The organism is Cricetibacter osteomyelitidis (assembly GCF_004340985.1).
GTDB classification, from domain to species: Bacteria; Pseudomonadota; Gammaproteobacteria; order Enterobacterales; family Pasteurellaceae; genus Cricetibacter; species Cricetibacter osteomyelitidis.
On the sequence record NZ_SLYB01000007.1, the window covers coordinates 40,013 to 57,612 of the forward strand.

Sequence of the window (17,600 nt, forward strand, 5' to 3'; positions counted from 1 at the left end):
TATAGCGAAAAAGTGCGGTGTAAATGAGGAAAATTTTATGTTTCAATCATCTTGGGTATTGTTTGCATTAGGTTCGGCATTTTTTGCCGGACTCACAGCCATTTTAGGCAAATTGGGCGTGGAAGGAATTAACAGCAATTTAGCCACCTTTATTCGCACTATCGTGGTGCTGGTGATGGCCGGAGGCATTATTACCGCCCGCAATGAATGGTATTTGCCCCAACATATTGCCGCCAAACCGTTGGCTTTTCTGATTTTATCCGGCGTGGCAACGGGGCTTTCTTGGCTGCTTTATTATCGTGCATTGCAGCTTGCCCCCGCTTCTTGGGTCGCCCCAATCGACAAACTCAGCGTAGTGATTGCCATTGTATTGGGAATTGTCATATTAGGCGAACCTATCAGCTGGAAATTAATGCTCGGCTCGAGTCTGATTGTTGCCGGTGTATTGGTACTGGCTTTTTAATTGAGAATTAAACGGTTTTCCGCTACAATATCGCACCTTTTTATTGAGAGAATGTGTCATGTCACAAATTAAATTAATTGTCGGGCTGGGTAATCCCGGCGATAAATATGCGGACACCCGCCATAATGCGGGGGAGTGGTTGATTGAACGATTAGCCCGCAAGTTTAATTTCAGTTTGGCCGCAGAAAACAAATTTTTCGGCAAAACTGCCCGCACTTTAATTAACGGACAGGAAGTGCGCTTCTTAGTGCCGACCACGTTTATGAATTTAAGCGGTAAAGCGGTAGGGACGCTAGCTGCATTTTACCGTATTAAACCGGAAGAAATTTTAATCGCTCACGATGAATTGGATTTACCGCCCGGTGTGGCGAAACTCAAACAAGGCGGCGGACACGGCGGACATAACGGTTTGAAAGACAGCATTGCTCAATTAGGCAATAATAAAAACTTCTACCGTTTGCGTATCGGTATCGGTCATCCGGGGGATAAAAATCTGGTGTCGTCTTATGTGCTGGGAAAGCCCTCGCCAATAGATTGGACATTGATCGATAAAGCCCTTGATGAAGCGGTGATCGGCGTGGAAACTATTTTTAAAGACGATATCACCAAAGCAATGAATCGTTTAAATGCGTTTAAAGCATAGTTACTATAGGGAGCATTTGCTGCCCACTGATAAAATTATTGATAACTCAAAATGACGGGGGAAACCCGTAAAATATAAAGGAAAACAATTATGGGATTTAAATGCGGTATTGTGGGTTTACCGAATGTGGGCAAATCAACATTATTTAATGCGTTAACCAAAGCCGGTATTGAAGCGGCGAACTATCCGTTCTGTACCATTGAACCAAATACCGGTGTTGTACCAATGCCCGATCCGCGTTTGGAGGCTTTGGCGGAAATCGTTAAACCGGAACGCGTATTGCCGACTACTATGGAATTTGTGGATATTGCAGGCTTAGTTGCGGGTGCAAGCAAAGGCGAAGGTTTAGGTAATAAATTCTTGGCAAATATCCGTGAAACCGACGCTATCGGCCATGTTGTACGTTGTTTTGAAAATGACGATATCGTACACGTTGCAGGAAAAATTGATCCTGCAGAGGATATTGACACCATCAACACTGAATTAGCCCTGGCGGATTTGGACAGCTGTGAAAAAGCCATCCAACGTTTAACCAAACGAGCCAAAGGCGGCGATAAAGATGCCAAATTTGAATTGTCCGTTATGGAAAAAATCCTGCCTGTGCTGGAAAATGCCGGTATGATCCGTTCTGTGGGGTTGGATAAAGACGAATTACAGGCTATCAAAGGTTATAATTTCTTAACTCTAAAACCGACTATGTATATTGCCAACGTGAACGAAGACGGTTTTGAAAATAATCCGTATCTCGACCGCGTGCGTGAAATTGCCGAAAAAGAAGGTGCGGTGGTTGTGCCGGTGTGTGCGGCCATTGAATCTGAAATTGCCGAGCTTGATGACGATGAGAAAGTGGAATTCTTGCAAGATTTAGGCATTGAAGAGCCGGGTTTAAACCGTGTCATCCGTGCCGGTTATGCCTTGTTAAACTTACAGACTTATTTCACCGCAGGCGTAAAAGAAGTGCGAGCTTGGACGGTTTCTGTGGGAGCAACTGCACCGAAAGCCGCAGCCGTAATCCATACGGATTTTGAAAAAGGCTTTATTCGTGCGGAAGTGATTGCTTACGATGATTTCATTCGGTTCAAAGGCGAAAACGGCGCTAAAGAAGCAGGAAAATGGCGTTTGGAAGGGAAAGAATATATCGTACAAGACGGCGATGTGATGCATTTCCGTTTTAATGTGTAAATTAATAACTTATTGAAAATAATGATAAATGCTGTGCCAACGTGATATTGGTTCAGCATTTTTTATATCTAAAAAAATTTTATCAGCCTTAATCTTTTCTTAATATTTCCCTGTTTTACTACGGACACTTGAAAGTGAGTATCTATTAAATATTAAGCACAAGCGGATAACGCACTAAATACTTCGCAAGGTATGGCATGTCGTGCTGATGCACGCGCTCAATGCCGATAATGATTTAATTATGATTCCGCGGCAGAAATGCCGTTTTTTTGTGTTAAAATTTCTACAAAAAATACCGCACTTTTGGGCTATTAAGGGGGGAACAATGCGAATTTTATTAATTGAAGATGATCCGCTGATTGGAAACGGTTTAAATATCGGATTAGATAAATCCGGTTTTTCGGTGGATTGGTTTACGGACGGCAAAACCGGTTTTGATGCCTTGAAATTTGCTCCTTATGATGCCGTAGTGTTAGATCTTACTTTGCCGAAAATGGACGGTTTAGATATTCTGCAGCGTTGGCGGAAGGACAATCAAAATGTGCCTGTCTTAATTTTAACTGCTCGTGATACTTTAGATGAACGGGTTAAAGGCTTACAAAGCGGTGCCGACGATTATTTATGCAAACCTTTTGCGTTAGCCGAAGTGGTGGCTCGCTTGCAAGCCTTGATCCGCCGCAGTCACGGACATACCAATCCTATTATTGAACATAGCAATGTGACATTTGATCCGACGCAACATCGCGTGTTACTGAATGATGAAGAAGTCATGCTCACTGCTCGCGAATATAATTTATTAGAACTCTTTATGATGAATAAAGAACGGGTACTATCTCGATCATCCATTGAAGAAAAACTCTATAATTGGGATGACGAAGTGAGTAGTAACGCCCTTGAAGTACATATTCACAGCTTGCGTAAAAAATTGGGTAAAACCTTTATCCGCACTGTGCACGGTATCGGTTATACCTTAGGAACCAATGATGAAAACTAGAAGCTTACGTGTTCGTTTGATTTTGTTTTTATCTGTTGCCGCACTTTGCTTGTGGGGCATTGCCACTGCGATTGCTTGGCGGCAGGCGGCTAAAGAAATTAATGAATTGTTTGATACACAACAAATTTTATTTGCCGAACGGCTCACATCATCGGATATGAATACACTTTTGTTGAAACGTAATCAACGGGGTGGGTTCCGTCCCTTTCATCGCGGTGCACCGGGGCGACCTAAATTAGAATTAGATGATGATGCCCTTGCTTTTGCGGTGTTTACCCGAAATGGCGAAATTTTAGTCAGTGACGGACGTAATGGCGAGAATTTCTTTTATAAACCCGTACGCGGTTTTTCTGTGACAGAAATTTATGGTGATGATGATAAATGGCGAATTTTTTGGCTTCCGACACCAGATCATCAGTTAATGGTGGCTGTTGGACAAGAATTGGATTATCGTAAAGATTTGGTAGAAAAAATGGTACTAAGCCAAATGTGGATTTGGTTGCTCGGTTTACCATTTTTATTTGGTGTAATCTATTTTGTGGTGACGAAAGAAATGAAAAGTTTTAGACGTGTGACAAAAGATTTGGAAAGTCGTTCACCGGATGCCCATCATTTGCTGAGTACGGAAAATCTGCCGACGGAAGCATTGCCGTTGGTAAATAATTTAAACGAATTTTTCAGTCGTACATCAAATACCTTGCTGCGGGAACGGCGTTTTACATCAGATGCCGCACATGAGTTACGCAGCCCGTTAGCCGCTTTACGGATCCAAACGGAACTGGCTCAAATGGCTGGCGACGATACCAAAATGCGAAATGAAGCGTTAAATCATTTAACCCAAGGCATTGATAGGGCGACACAATTGGTGGAACAGCTATTAACTCTTTCTCGGCTTGATGCTTTAAATGAATTGGATAATTTAGAACATATTCATTGGGATAAGATTATCGAATCCTTAATCGGCGAACGTTATTTCATCGCACAAAAACGCCATATTGAGTTGGTTTTTGAGAATAACGGTATATCAACGTTACAACAAGGTCAGCCATTATTGATTTCGCTCATGTTGCGTAATTTAATTGATAATGCCATTAAATATTGCTCGGAGCATAGTACGATCAAAGTGATTTTAGATAATCATCAGGTTGTGGTGGAAGATAACGGCGGTGGTGTCAGTGATGATGATTTGGCAAAACTCGGTCAACGTTTCTATCGCCCTGCCGGTCAAAATGAAAAGGGCAGTGGTTTGGGATTATCTATTGTACATCGCATTGCTGAACTGCATCATTACAAAGTGCGGTTGGAAAATGTGAAAAATAATCAAGACGAACGTATAGGCTTAAGAGTGGCAATTAATTTGCGATAAAAAATACCCGCTATTGAGCGGGTATTAATAACTATTTTCAGTTTAATCAGCTTGTGCTTGAGTTTGATGCGAACTGTCGTTCCATCCCATTGGTGGTGTCACCGGTTCGCGGTTCATCAATTGTTTGATTTGCTCTTCTTCAATGGTTTCATATTTCACTAACGCATCTTTCATTGCATGTAAAATATCCATATTATCCACCAAAATCTGACGGGCACGTTCATAATTTCGGTTTACAATCGACCGCACTTCTTCATCAATAACATGTGCGGTTTCATCGGACATATGCTTTGCTTTCGCCATTGAGCGGCCTAAGAACACTTCGCCGTCATCTTCCGTATAGAGAATCGGACCGAGTTTGTCGGAGAAACCCCATTGTGTCACCATATTACGAGCAATATTGGTGGCCACTTTAATATCGTTAGAGGCACCGGTAGATATATTTTCTTCACCGTAAATCAAGTCTTCCGCCAAACGACCTGCATATAAAGTAGAAAGTTTACTTTCTAATTGTTTTTGACTTACACTCACCTGATCGCCTTCCGGTAAAAAGAAAGTCACACCTAAGGCACGACCACGCGGAATAATTGTTACTTTATGTACTGGGTCGTGTTCAGGCACCAAATAACCCACAATAGCATGACCGGCTTCATGATAAGCGGTGGATTCTTTTTGTTTTTCCGTCATAATCATTGTGCGACGTTCCGGCCCCATATTGATTTTGTCTTTCGCTTTTTCAAAATCCAACATGGTGACGATACGTTGATTATTACGAGCTGCAAATAATGCCGCTTCATTCACTAAGTTCGCCAAATCCGCACCGGAGTAGCCCGGTGTTCCGCGTGCTAATACCATTGCATCCACTTCGGGGGCGATAGGTACTTTTCGCATATGCACTTTTAAGATATGTTCACGACCACGTACATCCGGAAGACCAACCACCACTTGTCGGTCAAAACGACCCGGGCGGGTTAATGCCGGGTCTAATACGTCCGGACGGTTGGTTGCAGCAATAACGATGACACCTTCATTGCCTTCAAAACCGTCCATTTCTACCAACATTTGGTTTAAGGTTTGTTCGCGTTCATCGTGACCGCCGCCTAAACCCGCACCACGTTGACGACCCACCGCATCAATTTCATCAATAAAGATTAAGCAAGGTGCGGCTTTTTTCGCTTGTTCAAACATATCACGTACACGGGAAGCTCCCACACCTACGAACATTTCCACAAAGTCCGAACCGGAAATCGTGAAAAACGGCACTTTAGCTTCACCGGCAATGGCTTTTGCCAATAAGGTTTTACCGGTTCCCGGCGGGCCGACCATTAAAATGCCTTTTGGAATTTTACCGCCTAATTTTTGGAATTTGCTCGGATCACGTAAGAAATCTACGATCTCGCCCACTTCCTCTTTTGCTTCATCCGCACCGGCAACATCCGCAAAAGTAGTTTTGATCTGTTCTTGGGTCATTAAACGGGCACGGCTTTTACCGAATCCCATGGCACCACGGCCACCGCCGCCGTTCATTTGACGCATAAAGAATAACCACACGCCCACCAAGAACAGCATTGGGAACCAAGAAATCAAGATTTGAGATAATAATCCGCGTCTTTCCGGTGGTGTACCTTCAACTTTAACTTTTTTATTTAACAAATCATTTAAAATCTGATTGTCGTTTAACGGTAAAACCGTGTTGTATTTTGTGCCGTCCGTTTTGGTTACGGCAATTTCATTACCGTCAAAACGAGCTTGACTCACTTGATTATTACCCACATCGGTAACAAAGGTTGTATAGTCCATAGCGTTAGCACTGGACGGCGAATTGAATCCTTGATAAGCCGTCATCATAACGATAGCGACCACAGTCCACAGGATTAAATTTTTTACAATGTCATTCAAGGTCTTACCTCATAAAAAATTAATAAAAATTACGAATGGCTATTTAATCATAAACCGCAAATAAGATCTATGGTTATAATTTATAGCCTGTTGCAACAATATATACTTCGCGGGAACGACCGCGAGAAGCTTCCGGTTTGCGTACTTTCACTACGTTAAACAGCGAGCGGATTTCACGCAAATACTCGTCAAATCCTTCCCCTTGGAAAACTTTCACTACAAAACCGCCTTTTTTAGCAAGCACTTGTTTGCACATATCCAACGCCAATTCCACTAAATACATAGCACGCGGAATATCCACCGACGGCATACCGCTGAAATTTGGCGCCATATCAGACATGACAACGTCCACTTTTTCTTCGCCGACACGTTCAAGCAACGTATTGAGCACATTCTCATCACGGAAATCCCCTTGCAGGAAATCCACACCTACAATAGGATCCATTTCTAAAATATCGCAAGCAATCACGCGGCCTTTTACACCGATTTGGCTTACTGCATATTGTGACCATCCCCCCGGTGCTGCACCGAGATCTACCACGGTCATCCCCGGTTTAAACAAACGGTCGGTTTGTTGAATTTCATCCAGTTTGAAATAAGCACGAGAACGCAATTTTTGCTTATGTGCTTTTTGTACAAACGGATCTTTAAAATGTTCATTTAGCCAGCGACTGGAACTCGCCGAACGTTTTTTACTGCCCATAGATTGTTAATTGTTGGTTAAAACACACGAATGTCGAAAATATTAGGGCATTATACAGGGATTTCAAGCCCTATGGGAAAATAAGTCGACATAAAGTGCGGTAAAAATTAACAAAAATTTTAAAACTTTGCTAAAATAAATCACTATTTATCAGATTTTAAAGGAAGTTACTATGCATTGTCCATTTTGCTTTGCCAATGATACAAAAGTGATCGACAGCCGTTTAGTATCGGACGGATTTCAAGTTCGCCGCCGCCGCGAGTGCATTGTATGCCATGAACGCTTTACTACCTTTGAAACCGCTGAGCTTCTTCTGCCGAAAGTGATCAAAAGCAATGGTAACCGCGAACCCTTTGATGAAGCCAAACTACGTCGCGGTATTCAGCATGCCTTAGAAAAACGCCCGGTCAGTTCAGACGATGTGGAACGCTCAATCGCCCATATTATCCATCAACTGCGAGCTACCGGCGAACGGGAAGTGCCGAGCAAATTAGTGGGTACATTAGTGATGGACGAACTGAAAAAATTAGACAAAGTCGCCTATATCCGCTTTGCTTCCGTTTATCTCAGCTTTGATGATATTGCCCAGTTTGGAAAGGAAATCGAAAAAATTAAGGACTAACGATGCCGACTCAATTTACTTCACAAGATAAACAATTTATGCAAATGGCATTGGATTTGGCAGTGCGGGGGCAGTTTACCACCACGCCGAATCCCAATGTAGGCTGTATATTGGTGAAAAATGGTGAGGTGATCGGGCAAGGGTATCATCACAAAGCCGGTGAACCGCATGCGGAAGTGATGGCGTTGCGGGATGCCGAACAGCGGGGAAATGATGTGCAGGGAGCGACCGCTTATGTGACTTTAGAACCCTGCTCCCATTTTGGGCGAACGCCGCCTTGCGCCTTGGGATTGATTAATGCCAAAGTAGGCAAAGTGATCGCTTCAATGACGGATCCTAATCCACAAGTGGCAGGTTGTGGCTTGAAAATGCTGTCCGAGGCGGGCATTGAAAGTGCGGTGGGATTATTGCAAGAAAAAGCGGAAGCCATCAACAAAGGCTTTCTGAAGCGAATGCGAACCGGATTGCCTTTTGTACGGCTGAAATTGGCAATGAGTTTAGATGGCCGCACTGCAATGGCCAGCGGTGAAAGCAAATGGATTACCGGTACGGAAGCCCGAGCCGATGTGCAGGCGGAGCGGGCAAAAGCATCAGCGATTTTATCCACATCGGCTACTGTGTTGGCAGATGATCCCGGTTTAAATATCCGCTGGCAGCAGTTGCCGGAAAAAGTGCGGTCGGTTTATCCGGAAAATTCAGTGCGGCAGCCCGTGCGGGTAATTTTAGACCGACAGCATAAAGTACCGTTTTCTGCACAAATATTCCAAATTCCATCGCCGGTATGGCTGGTTTCAAACAGTGCAAGAAATGAAAAATTTACTAAAAATCTACCGCACTTAACGGAAATTCTTTTACCTGAAAACATGCAAAATCCCTTGTTAAGTTTAATGCGGGAATTAGGGCAACGGCAAATCGATACCCTTTGGGTGGAAGCGGGAGCGACTTTTGCAGGTGCGTTAATTGAAGCGGATTTAATCGATGAACTGATTTTATATATTGCGCCGAAATTATTAGGCAGTGATGCCCGCGGATTATGTCACTTGCCTCATTTAACCCGCTTGGTCGATGCCCCACAATGGAAGTTGCATTCAATGACACAAATCGGACAAGATGTAAAATTGGTTTATAGTAGAGAATACAAGGAAACAGAATGATCAAAAAACTTATTAAATCAGCCGTGATCGGCTTATTGGCGGCCTTGCTGATCTTATTAGTGATTCCGCAATTTCGCTCGATGACATCATTTTATTTGTCTGATGATGTGGTTTCCTTTAAAAGTGCCGTGCGATTGGCATCACCGGCAGTGGTGAACGTATATAACCGCTCTTTTTCCGCCACACAAAATAACAGTGATACAGAATTGGAAGTGCGTAATTTGGGGTCCGGCGTGATTATGTCAAAAGACGGTTATATTTTAACGAATCGTCATGTCATCCAAAATGCCGATCAAATTGTGGTGGCCTTGCAAAGTGGTCAAGTTTCGTCGGCAACCTTGGTGGGTTCGGATAACCTAACGGATATTGCGGTGTTGAAAATCAATGCTGAAAATCTACCGACTATCCCGCAAAATCCCGATCGCCAAATCAGTGTGGGCGATGTAGTGCTGGCAATCGGCAATCCTTATAACTTAGGGCAAAGCGTATCGCAAGGCATTATCAGTGCTACCGGCCGTAATGCAGTGGGCGATGCCTCCGGTCGTCAAAATTTTATTCAAACTGATGCATCAATCAACCGTGGAAATTCCGGCGGTGCATTGATTAATTCCCTAGGCGAGTTGATCGGTATCAGCACGCTGAGTATCGGCAAAGACAGCAATGAAATCGCCGAAGGGCTGAATTTTGCCATTCCTATTGATATTGCCAATAAAGTAATGCATAAAATTATCCGTGATGGTCGAGTGATCCGCGGTTATTTAGGGGTGGGATCAAATATTCTGTATAGCAACGGTAAAGGATTTGACGGACAAGGCGTGTTAATTTCCAGTGTTGCTCCAAATGGTCCGGCGGAAAAAGCGGGTATCCAGGCCGGTGATGTGATCGTGAAAATGGATAACACAGAAATTCATTCTGCTCCGCAAATGATGGAGCTGATTTCTGATACTGCACCTTATACACAGATCAATGTAAGCGTATTACGCTTGGGTAAAATTTTAGTTTTACCGGTGACAATCGGAGAATTAATCGTACCGAATACAGTAGTATCGGGAGAATAGTGATGAATGCAAACATCAAAACCAGCCACTTTTTTGCCTGTTTGGATCGCTTGCGTTTGATCCAACGCTGGTCGCTTATGCGGAATATGGAAAAGGAAAATCTGGCGGAACACAGCTTGCAAGTGGCTTTTGTAGCTCACGCGTTGGCGGTGATTAAAAATAAATTTTATCAAGGTTCGGTTAATGCGGAGCGTATTGCGGTAATGGCGATGTATCACGATACTTCGGAAATTTTTACCGGCGATTTGCCCACCCCAATTAAATATTTTAATCCGCAAATTACAGAAGCCTATAAACAAATTGAAACCGCGGCCGAATTGCATTTGCTGAGTCTGCTGCCCGCCGAACTGCAAGGGGAGTTTGCCGGTTATTTAGACAGCGAGCAAATCGCCCCGCAAGAAAAATATATTGTGAAACAGGCGGATATTATTTGTGCTTATATTAAAGTGAAAGACGAATTGGAACACGGCAATAATGAATTCAAACCGGCAAAAGTGCGGTTGGAAAAATTAATGGAACAATGGCACAGTGCTGAAATGGATTATTTTATGCAGGTTTTTGTGCCGAGCTTCGGGCGATCCATTGATGAAATTACCCTGTAATTAAGGTGAACATAATGCAGATTAATCCACAATGGCAAGAACGTTTTATTGCCGATAAAGCCAGAGAAAAAGATCACCGACCTGCCTATCGTCGAGATCGCGGACGAGTATTGCATTCCGCTGCTTTCCGTTGTTTACAGGCAAAAACGCAAATCCACGCCGTGGGAGAAAATGATTTCTATCGTACCCGCTTAACCCATTCTTTGGAAGTGGCACAAATCGGCAGCAGCCTGGTCTCCCAGCTTAAATTTAGCGATGCGTTCACCACAATTGCCGATGTGCTTTCGCAAGATAAAGCAGAATTGCAAAGACAGCTTAAGCCGATTTTACCCAGCACGGATTTAATCGAAACCCTGTGTTTTGCTCATGATATCGGACATCCTCCTTTTGGACACGGCGGGGAAGTGGCATTAAATTATATGATGCGTGATGCGGGCGGTTTTGAAGGAAATGCTCATACCTTTCGTATCTTAACCAAACTGGAGCCTTATACGCCCCATGCGGGAATGAACTTAACCCGCCGCACATTGTTGGGCGTGGTGAAATATCCGACGATTTTAGATCTGGTGTCGCCGCAATATACCCAACTGCCGGAACTACAGCATGATCCTCGTTATGTGAAAATTGCGGATTGGAAACCAGGCAAGGGTATTTTTCGTGATGATTTAGAAACTTTTGCTTGGTTGCTGCAGCCGTTATCGGAAAGTGACCGCACTTTGTTCGGCAGCTATCAAAAAGAGCGGTCGAATCCGCAAGAGTTTTTGAAAACCCGTTTTAAATCATTAGATTGTAGTATTATGGAATTGGCGGACGATATTGCCTATGGTGTCCACGATTTAGAAGATGCCATTGTGGTGGGCGTGATTAGTCTGCAAGAATGGCAAGACGCTTTCACCAAGCTTTCGCAATGTCAATCAAAATGGATGCAAAATAACTTGGAATTAATCACACAAAAGTTGTTTTCCGATTATCACTACGAACGCAAAAACGCCATCGGTGCCTTGGTTAATTATTTCATCACCAACGTGCGTTGGGTACAAACTGCAGATTTTGACGAGCCGTTATTGCGTTATAACGCACAATTACCGCCGGAAGTAGTAGAAGTGCTGACGATCTTTAAAAAATTTGTGTGGCAATATGTGATCCGTGATGTGGAAACCCAACGCATCGAATACAAAGGCCAACGGATTTTAACGGAAATGTTCCAAATCTTTGAATCCGACCCGGAACGCCTACTGCCTCGCAACACCGCAAACCGCTGGAAAAATGCCGAACCGCAGCACAAAAAGCGTATTATCTGCGATTATATGGCCGGAATGTCCGATGCTTATGCTTTAAGGGTTTATCAGAATTTGTAAAAAGAAAAATGGACGAAACGCCCATTTTTTATCCGTTATTTTTTCCCTTTTTTAATAAACTTCATCAAACGTTTACGTTTGCGTAGTTGGTTCGGAGTGAGTTTGTTTTTTCTACCTGCAAACGGGTTGTTGCCCTCTTGGAATTGAATCCGAATCGGCGAACCCACAATTTTCAGGCTGCGGCGGTAGTAGTTGGACAAATACCGTTTATAGGAATCCAGTAATTTATCTATTTGGTTGCCGTGGATCACGATAATCGGCGGATTATATCCCCCAACATGGGCGTATTTTAATTTAATGCGACGACCTGCCGTCATTGGTGGTTGGTGTTCGTCGGTGGCCATTTGCAAAATACGCGTTAACATTGATGTGGACATTTTGCGGGTAGCACATTCATAAGCTTCTTGCACTGATTCAAACAGGTTGCCTACACCGCTGCCGTGTAGAGCGGAGATAAAATGCACACGGGCAAAGTCGATAAAATCCAAACGGCGATCCAGTTCGGATTTAACGCGATCTTTAATCTCTTGATCCAAACCGTCCCATTTATTGACCACAATCACCAGTGAACGACCGGCATTTAAAATAAAGCCGAGCAAGGAAAGATCTTGATCGGAAATGCCTTCGCGGGCATCAATAGTGAGCAATACCACGTTGGCATCTTGAATGGCTTGCAAGGTTTTGATAACCGAGAATTTTTCCACGGTTAAAGTTACTTTGCCGCGTTTACGCACACCGGCAGTGTCGATAATGGTATATTGCTGGCCGTCGCGTTCCATCGGGATATAAATACTGTCACGGGTTGTACCCGGCATATCATATACCACCACGCGATCTTCGCCTAAAATGCGGTTGGTGAGCGTGGATTTCCCTACATTAGGACGACCCACAATGGCGATTTTGATATTTTCCCCGTGTTCGGTTTCTGCTTCTTCCAGATCTTCATTAAGTGCCTCATCTAAAAGTGCGGTATCATTTTCATCAGAAAAATCAAATTCGCGATCCCATTCGTCTTGTTCATTCTGTTCATTTTTTTCGTTATCAGCATTAGATTTTTTAGCAATAGGAGCCAGCACAGATTCCATCAACAATGTCACGCCTCGCCCTTGTGAGGCGGCGATAGGGGTCACTTCGCCCAAACCCAGTTGATAAAACTCTGCAATATGGGAATCTGCATCAATACCGTCGGTTTTGTTCGCTACAAGAATAGTGGTTTTATTTTGGCGTTGACGTAAATATTGGGCGATGCCGATGTCCGCGGAAGTCAAACCGGCACGGGCATCCACTAAAAATAATACAATATCTGCTTCTTCAATGGCTTGTAGAGACTGTTCCGCCATTTTCTCTTCCACGCCTTCTTCCGTGCCGTCGATACCGCCGGTATCGATCACAATAAATTCATAACCGGCAACATTTGCCTGACCGTATTTGCGATCACGGGTAAGACCGGGAAAATCCGCTACCAACGCATCACGAGTGTGAGTCAAGCGGTTAAATAGGGTTGATTTGCCAACATTCGGACGACCGACAAGGGCAACAACTGGAGTCATAAAAACCTCGATTTGAGTATATATAAATTTTAAAATCGCCGTATTATAGCTGATTTTATGGGAAAAGTGCGGTTAAATTCCGGTAAATTTTAGACAAAAAAATAGCACCTGCATGCGGTGCTTTTTAACATTGGCGGAATGGACGGGACTCGAACCCGCGACCCCCTGCGTGACAGGCAGGTATTCTAACCAGCTGAACTACCACTCCGTGTTAGAAAATATTGACCAAAATTGGCGGAATGGACGGGACTCGAACCCGCGACCCCCTGCGTGACAGGCAGGTATTCTAACCAGCTGAACTACCACTCCGCATTTGGTGTGCGAATAATAATAGCCTTTTGCCTGACCGTCAACCCTTTTTTTGAATAATTGTATTAGTTGGTTAATCAGTAAGCGAAAAGAAGATTATTCACTATCTTGGGATAACCGTTTCAGCCAAATACAATTATCGCCGCTTTTCTTATTGATTAATTTGAAATATTCCAAATGGGCTTCCAGTTCTTGATCCGTAGGCTTGATGATTTTCAAATCTTGGGCAAAACTCACCGCACTTTTATGACTGATTTGCTCTGAATTTGCAGAAACGGATAAGGTATCTTCATCTTCATCGAATAAGCTGGTTTGTCCGCCGGTCATCGCCAAATAAACATCGGCTAGGATTTCCGCATCCAGTAATGCTCCATGCAACGTTCGTTTGCTGTTATCGATGCCTAGACGATCACACAAAGCATCTAAGTTATTGCGTTTGCCCGGATACATTTGACGAGCCAGCTGCAGAGAATCGGTCACTAGGCTGATGTCGGTAGTTTTGAGCGTTTTTCCTATTTTGCCGAATTCATAATCCATAAATCCCACATCGAAGGGCGCGTTATGAATAACCAGCTCGGCACCTTTGATAAACTCAATAAATTCATCGGCAATTTGATCGAAAGTCGGCTTGTCCGTCAGCATTTCATCCGTGATACCATGCACTTTTATGGCCTCGGGATCCACGGAGCGTTTGGGATTGATATAAACATGATAATTACGGCCGGTAAGTCGGCGGTTGATCATTTCTACCGCACCGATTTCAATAATGCCGTGCCCTTCATAGTGTGCACCGAACTGATTCATACCGGTGGTTTCCGTATCGAGCACTACTTGGCGATTTGTATTAATTTCTATACTCATATTTTTTTTTAGGTTATGATCGGAAAAATTTAAAGTAGATTGTAACAAATTATGCGGAAAAAAATTGAAATTTTTACGGACGGATCTTGCTTAGGTAATCCCGGTCCCGGCGGGTTGGGAATTTTATTGCGTTATAAACAGCATGAGAAACAGATTTCCAAAGGCTATAAACTAACCACAAATAATCGAATGGAATTATTGGCGGTGATTGAAGCGTTGAATACATTAAAAGAGCCTTGTGATGTGGAGTTGCACAGTGATAGTCAATATATGCAAAACGGTATCACAAAATGGATTTTTAATTGGAAAAAAAATAATTGGAAAGCCAGCACCGGCAAGCCGGTAAAAAATCAGGATTTATGGATTGCTTTAGATGGAGCCATACGCCCGCACAGTATTAATTGGCATTGGGTGAAGGGGCATTCCGGTCATTATGAAAACGAGTTATGTGATGAATTGGCAAAGCTGGGGGCGGCGAATCCCACGTTGGATGATGTGAATTATCAGGCGGAATAAATGTAGGACGGGCATATTATTATGCCCGCCGTAAAATTAATTATTGTTCAAATAATTCGGTATGCAATGTGCGTACTATATCATCAGCGTGATGGCTGTGAACCAATAAGCATACGTTATTTGTGCTTGCACCGTAACTGATCATGCGAATGTTATAGTTTTCCAAAGTGCCGAATAAACGTTTTGCTACGCCGGCCGCTAAGTGCAAGTCATTGCCGATTAATGCCACTAAGGCTAAGCCGGTATCCACTTTCACATTGCAGATTTCACTTAATTCCGCTAATAAATCGTTAGATAACATCTCCACACTGGATGAAGCGGAGCCGGTTTTATCCAAGGTTAAGGCAACGCTCACTTCTGATGTGGTGATAGTATCCACGGAAATTTTGTATTTCGCTAAAATATTAAAGATTTTTGCTAAAAAGCCTTGAGCGTGCAGCATATTTAAGCTGGATAAAGTCAATAAAGTTTGTTCGCGGCGTAATGCGATGGCACGGAAAGTCGGGCGTGGTTGCGGATCACGGGTTACCCAAGTGCCGCCTTGTTCCGGTGTTTTGCTCGAACCTACATACACAGGAATGTTGCTGCGAACTGCCGGTAATAAAGTTGCCGGGTGGAGTACTTTTGCACCGAAAGTCGCCATTTCAGCGGCTTCCGCGAAACTTATGGTATCGATGCGTTGTGCTGCCGGCGCGACACGCGGGTCAGTGGTGTAAATACCGGCTACGTCGGTCCAAATTAACACATCTTTTGCGTTTAGCACTTCTGCGACTAATGCCGCAGAGTAGTCACTGCCGCCACGGCCTAATGTAGTTGTTTTGCCATTCGGATCACGACCGATAAAGCCCTGTGTGATCACTAATTCACCTTGGTCAACTAATGGTTTGAGCACATTATCAGAATTTTTCTGTGTTTGTTCGTCATCCGGTATCGCTTTACCGAAATTACTATTAGTTGCAATCACTTGACGCACATCCAACCAAGTAGCGTTGCAATTTAATTCACGTAAAACTTCCACGAAAATTAAAGTTGACATCATTTCACCGTGACTGATTAATTCATCGGCTAAAGCCGTTGATGTGGCAAGGCTGGCTGCTTCCGCTAAAGAGTCGATATTTTCCAATAAGCGATCGATTTCATCACGTACGATGGAAACATCTTTTAATTCATTTAAAATGTTATATTGAATTTGACGTACGGCTTCGACTATTTCCGCACGACGGGCTGCCTCGCAACCGTTTGCGAGTTCAACTAAAAAATTAGTTACACCGGCAGAAGCGGAAAGTACGACGACACGGGTATTGGGATCGGCAATAACGATTTTGGCGGAAGCCGTCATTGCACCGAAGTTTGCTACGCTGGTACCACCAAATTTTGCAACAGAAAGATGAGCCATAATAGATTCCTTTTTTATAAAGTTAAGATGAGTTGTGTTTGTGTAATAAATAGCTTTAAATGAAGTTATTGTCAAACAAATTATGTTTAATTTATAAACCAGTTTGGAAAGTGCGGTCTGTTTTTAGAAAATTTATAGATTACTTGAGGCTTTGTGCTTTATATAAGAATAACGTAAAATAATTGCTTATTGTTAAGGAGAGTGTATGACACAAATTCAACAAAATTTAGAACATATTCGTCAGCAAATTCAGGCGGGCTGTGTTCAGGCACAACGTTCTGCGGATTCCGTAAAATTGTTGGCAGTAAGCAAAACAAAACCTGTTGAAGATATTATTGCAGCTTATGAACATGGTCAGTACGCGTTCGGTGAAAATTACGTGCAGGAAGGTGTGGATAAAATTCACTATTGCCAAGAACGGGGGATTGCATTGGAATGGCATTTTATCGGGCCGTTACAATCGAACAAAACCAAATTAGTGGCAGAGCATTTTGATTGGATGCAGACCTTGGAACGGAGTAAAATTGCCGATCGACTAAACGATCAACGTTCAGCACATAAAGCACCGTTAAATGTGTTGATTCAAATTAATATTAGCGGAGAAGCCTCGAAATCCGGTATCCAACCGTCAGAAATGCTGGTTCTGGCAAAACACATCGAAAACCTACCGCACTTACGTTTACGCGGGTTAATGGCTATTCCGGAACCTACTGATGATGAACAGGCTCAGACCGAAGTATTTAATCAAATGCAAAGGTTATTCCTGCAATTACAACAAGCCTTGCCAAATCAGCAAATCGATACTTTATCAATGGGCATGACAGATGATATGCAGACCGCAATAAAATGCGGTTCAACGATGGTGAGAATCGGTACGGCAATTTTCGGTAAGCGGAATTACGGTAATCATCAATAACACAGTGG

At 43.2% G+C, this 17,600-nt stretch carries 17 protein-coding genes and 2 tRNA genes; 12 read left to right on the top strand and 7 right to left on the bottom strand.

From position 1 onward, the window contains the following. The first annotated feature begins 37 nt into the window (after nucleotides 1-37). From EDC44_RS04730 to qseC, 5 genes are all read left to right on the top strand, one after another. Nucleotides 38-463 carry an EamA family transporter gene (locus tag EDC44_RS04730; RefSeq protein WP_131975896.1) on the top strand — a complete coding sequence of 142 codons (426 nt, stop codon included), beginning with the start codon at nucleotides 38-40 and terminating at the stop codon, nucleotides 461-463. A 58-nt stretch (nucleotides 464-521) separates the two neighbouring features. Further along, complete coding sequence (gene pth / locus EDC44_RS04735; protein WP_131975898.1) at nucleotides 522-1,106, top strand: aminoacyl-tRNA hydrolase; 585 nt, start codon at nucleotides 522-524, stop codon at nucleotides 1,104-1,106. Between the two features lie 90 nt (nucleotides 1,107-1,196). After that, nucleotides 1,197-2,288 carry a redox-regulated ATPase YchF gene (gene ychF, locus EDC44_RS04740; RefSeq protein ID WP_131975900.1) on the top strand — a complete coding sequence of 364 codons (1,092 nt, stop codon included), beginning with the start codon at nucleotides 1,197-1,199 and terminating at the stop codon, nucleotides 2,286-2,288. Nucleotides 2,289-2,613: 325 nt separating this feature from the next. Next, nucleotides 2,614-3,282, top strand: coding sequence for a response regulator (locus EDC44_RS04745; RefSeq protein ID WP_131975902.1), 669 nt, complete (start codon nucleotides 2,614-2,616; stop codon nucleotides 3,280-3,282). Then, nucleotides 3,269-4,648: a quorum sensing histidine kinase QseC gene (qseC, locus tag EDC44_RS04750; protein WP_131975904.1), complete on the top strand. Its 1,380-nt coding sequence runs from the start codon at nucleotides 3,269-3,271 to the stop codon at nucleotides 4,646-4,648. The genes EDC44_RS04745 and qseC overlap by 14 nt, the downstream gene beginning before the upstream one ends. 42 nt (nucleotides 4,649-4,690) lie before the next feature. On the opposite strand, the gene ftsH is transcribed toward qseC, so the two are convergent. Together ftsH and rlmE are read right to left on the bottom strand one after the other, a co-directional pair. Further along, nucleotides 4,691-6,547 (bottom strand): ATP-dependent zinc metalloprotease FtsH, encoded by a 1,857-nt coding sequence (ftsH, locus tag EDC44_RS04755; protein WP_131975906.1) that lies wholly within the window; start codon nucleotides 6,545-6,547, stop codon nucleotides 4,691-4,693. 73 nt (nucleotides 6,548-6,620) lie between these two features. Next, nucleotides 6,621-7,250, bottom strand: a complete 630-nt coding sequence (gene rlmE / locus EDC44_RS04760; RefSeq protein ID WP_131975908.1) for a 23S rRNA (uridine(2552)-2'-O)-methyltransferase RlmE — start codon at nucleotides 7,248-7,250, stop codon at nucleotides 6,621-6,623. A gap of 172 nt (nucleotides 7,251-7,422) precedes the next feature. On the opposite strand from rlmE, the gene nrdR reads away from it, so the two are divergent. The 5 genes from nrdR to EDC44_RS04785 are packed head-to-tail and all read left to right on the top strand — an operon-like array spanning nucleotide 7,423 to nucleotide 12,044. Beyond that, nucleotides 7,423-7,872, top strand: a complete 450-nt coding sequence (gene nrdR, locus EDC44_RS04765) for a transcriptional regulator NrdR (protein ID WP_131975910.1) — start codon at nucleotides 7,423-7,425, stop codon at nucleotides 7,870-7,872. Between the two features lie 2 nt (nucleotides 7,873-7,874). Then, nucleotides 7,875-9,026 (top strand): bifunctional diaminohydroxyphosphoribosylaminopyrimidine deaminase/5-amino-6-(5-phosphoribosylamino)uracil reductase RibD, encoded by a 1,152-nt coding sequence (ribD, locus tag EDC44_RS04770; protein ID WP_131975912.1) that lies wholly within the window; start codon nucleotides 7,875-7,877, stop codon nucleotides 9,024-9,026. Continuing rightward, entirely contained in the window at nucleotides 9,023-10,084 is a 1,062-nt protein-coding gene (gene degS / locus EDC44_RS04775) for an outer membrane-stress sensor serine endopeptidase DegS (protein WP_131975914.1), read from the top strand. Before ribD ends, degS begins: the two co-directional genes overlap by 4 nt. 2 nt (nucleotides 10,085-10,086) lie before the next feature. Next, on the top strand, nucleotides 10,087-10,686 hold the full coding sequence (gene yfbR, locus EDC44_RS04780; RefSeq protein ID WP_131975916.1) for a 5'-deoxynucleotidase: 600 nt from the start codon (nucleotides 10,087-10,089) through the stop codon (nucleotides 10,684-10,686). Between the two features lie 14 nt (nucleotides 10,687-10,700). After that, nucleotides 10,701-12,044 carry an anti-phage deoxyguanosine triphosphatase gene (locus EDC44_RS04785; RefSeq protein ID WP_131975918.1) on the top strand — a complete coding sequence of 448 codons (1,344 nt, stop codon included), beginning with the start codon at nucleotides 10,701-10,703 and terminating at the stop codon, nucleotides 12,042-12,044. A gap of 35 nt (nucleotides 12,045-12,079) precedes the next feature. On the opposite strand, the gene der is transcribed toward EDC44_RS04785, so the two are convergent. The 4 genes from der to dnaQ all read right to left on the bottom strand — a co-directional run bounded on the left by der (nucleotide 12,080) and on the right by dnaQ (nucleotide 14,764). Next, a complete protein-coding gene (gene der / locus EDC44_RS04790; protein ID WP_131975920.1) occupies nucleotides 12,080-13,594 on the bottom strand; it encodes a ribosome biogenesis GTPase Der in 1,515 nt (504 codons plus the stop codon). Between the two features lie 131 nt (nucleotides 13,595-13,725). After that, nucleotides 13,726-13,802, bottom strand: a tRNA-Asp gene (locus EDC44_RS04795). Nucleotides 13,803-13,826: 24 nt separating this feature from the next. After that, nucleotides 13,827-13,903 (bottom strand) — tRNA-Asp (locus tag EDC44_RS04800). Between the two features lie 96 nt (nucleotides 13,904-13,999). After that, entirely contained in the window at nucleotides 14,000-14,764 is a 765-nt protein-coding gene (gene dnaQ, locus EDC44_RS04805) for a DNA polymerase III subunit epsilon (protein ID WP_131975922.1), read from the bottom strand. 51 nt (nucleotides 14,765-14,815) lie between these two features. Between dnaQ and rnhA the strand changes: the two genes are divergently transcribed. After that, nucleotides 14,816-15,280, top strand: coding sequence for a ribonuclease HI (rnhA, locus tag EDC44_RS04810; protein ID WP_131975924.1), 465 nt, complete (start codon nucleotides 14,816-14,818; stop codon nucleotides 15,278-15,280). Nucleotides 15,281-15,320: 40 nt separating this feature from the next. Here the strand turns inward: rnhA and lysC are convergent, their stop codons facing one another. Then, nucleotides 15,321-16,676: a lysine-sensitive aspartokinase 3 gene (gene lysC, locus EDC44_RS04815; RefSeq protein ID WP_131975926.1), complete on the bottom strand. Its 1,356-nt coding sequence runs from the start codon at nucleotides 16,674-16,676 to the stop codon at nucleotides 15,321-15,323. 205 nt (nucleotides 16,677-16,881) lie between these two features. Between lysC and EDC44_RS04820 the strand changes: the two genes are divergently transcribed. Next, nucleotides 16,882-17,592 carry a YggS family pyridoxal phosphate-dependent enzyme gene (locus tag EDC44_RS04820; RefSeq protein ID WP_131975928.1) on the top strand — a complete coding sequence of 237 codons (711 nt, stop codon included), beginning with the start codon at nucleotides 16,882-16,884 and terminating at the stop codon, nucleotides 17,590-17,592. The last annotated feature ends 8 nt before the right edge of the window (nucleotides 17,593-17,600 follow it).